The 1,410-nt window shown below is 37.1% G+C and carries 2 protein-coding genes and 2 pseudogenes; 3 read left to right on the top strand and 1 reads right to left on the bottom strand.

Annotation, left to right across the window (positions count from 1 at the left end):
- From AMDU4_RS12465 to AMDU4_RS12455, 3 genes and pseudogenes are all read left to right on the top strand, one after another.
- Window positions 1-352 (top strand): annotated as a pseudogene (locus tag AMDU4_RS12465) (methionine--tRNA ligase); the annotation flags it as partial.
- 100 nt (window positions 353-452) lie between these two features.
- A complete protein-coding gene (locus tag AMDU4_RS12460; protein WP_298409459.1) occupies window positions 453-623 on the top strand; it encodes a DNA-directed RNA polymerase subunit K in 171 nt (56 codons plus the stop codon).
- Window positions 624-689: 66 nt separating this feature from the next.
- Window positions 690-1,223, top strand: a complete 534-nt coding sequence (locus AMDU4_RS12455) for a cob(I)yrinic acid a,c-diamide adenosyltransferase (RefSeq protein ID WP_021787550.1) — start codon at window positions 690-692, stop codon at window positions 1,221-1,223.
- Here the strand turns inward: AMDU4_RS12455 and AMDU4_RS12450 are convergent.
- Window positions 1,207-1,410: pseudogene (locus tag AMDU4_RS12450) on the bottom strand (octanoyltransferase); the annotation flags it as partial. The gene AMDU4_RS12455 and the pseudogene AMDU4_RS12450 sit on opposite strands and share 17 nt — an antisense overlap.

Genomic DNA, 1,410 nt, shown 5'->3' with positions numbered 1-1,410 from the left:
GAACTCATTTGCAAAGAGTGATCTCATAGGAAAGCAGGTACTTATCATAACCAACCTGGAAAAGGCAACAATACGGAGCATTGATTCGGAATGCCTTATTATGTCGGTAACTGATGGGAATTCAAGAGAACTAATTTCAGGCAGTGGCAGTGACGGTGATCCGGCAATGCTGGGAGATTACCTTTACAATGCCGATCATGTTCTGTCTTTCAAGGAACTTCAGAGGGTAGAATTAAAAATTTCCGGGCACCATATGTTTGTGAGACTTGGAGAGAAATTACTGCCCTTAATGCTAAATAAAAAATATATTAATGTAATGCCAGAGAACATGGAACGGGTCTTAATAAAATAATTTTATTGTATGCTTAATATATCAGCATTAACTTTTATGTAATAGCATAGAAAGGTTTATTTATTGTTATTTAATACACATCTTACTTTAAATGATTTCTATGATGCTGACTAAATTTGAAAAAGCGAGGATTATAGGGGCCAGGGCATTGCAAATTGCAATGGGTGCACCAGTGATTCTAGATGTTTCGCCTGACATGATAGACCCCATAGATATCGCAATGTGTGAATTCAACAATGGAGTTATACCCATAACAATAAGAAGAAAATAATATTCTAGCAATTTTGTATATAGAAAACATAACAAACAGTTAAATTTATATTTATAATACATCCCTATGTTTACTAGACGGGGAGATCTGGGCGAAACCGACAATGGTCTCAGAGTTCGTATAGGAAAGGATTCTCCAATGGTAGATCTTCAGGGCACCCTTGACGAACTCAACTCATTTATTGGAAATGCCCTCATAAATACCCAATGGGAAGATATCAGAAACGACCTTATCAAAATACAAATTGATGTTTTTGTGATAGGCGAGGACCTTACAGCGGAAAGCCAGCATAGAACCATAAAGGAAGAGGATGTAAAATGGCTTGAACAGCGGGTAATTGAATACAGGAAAGAAATTGGCAAGATCAAGCTTTTTGTTATTCCTGATGGAAGCCAGGCAGCGGTATCGCTCCATATGGCAAGAACGGTTGCAAGGAGAACTGAAAGGCTTTCTGTTTTTGTGTCTAAGCAGATGCCACTGAATAAATATATACTAATTTATCTTAACAGGCTGTCATCATTGCTGTTTATGCAGGCTCTGGCCTCAAATAAACGACTGGGCATTACAGAGCGTATCTGGGATATCAATAGAGAGTCTTAATTATTTTTTCCCTATCCACATACTCAAATTCTCCAAAATGTTTTGAAAATTCCCTTAAAAGATCTGATTTAGCCTCTTCTCTGGATACATTAACATATGATATGACATTATTGTTCATTCCGCATGGATTGATTAATTTGAACCCTTTAAGAACCGCATCAGATATGTTAAGTGCCATGCCATGGTA

The sequence above is a fragment of the Ferroplasma sp. Type II genome (assembly GCF_000496155.1).
This window is presented reverse-complemented; position numbering and strand designations above follow the sequence as displayed.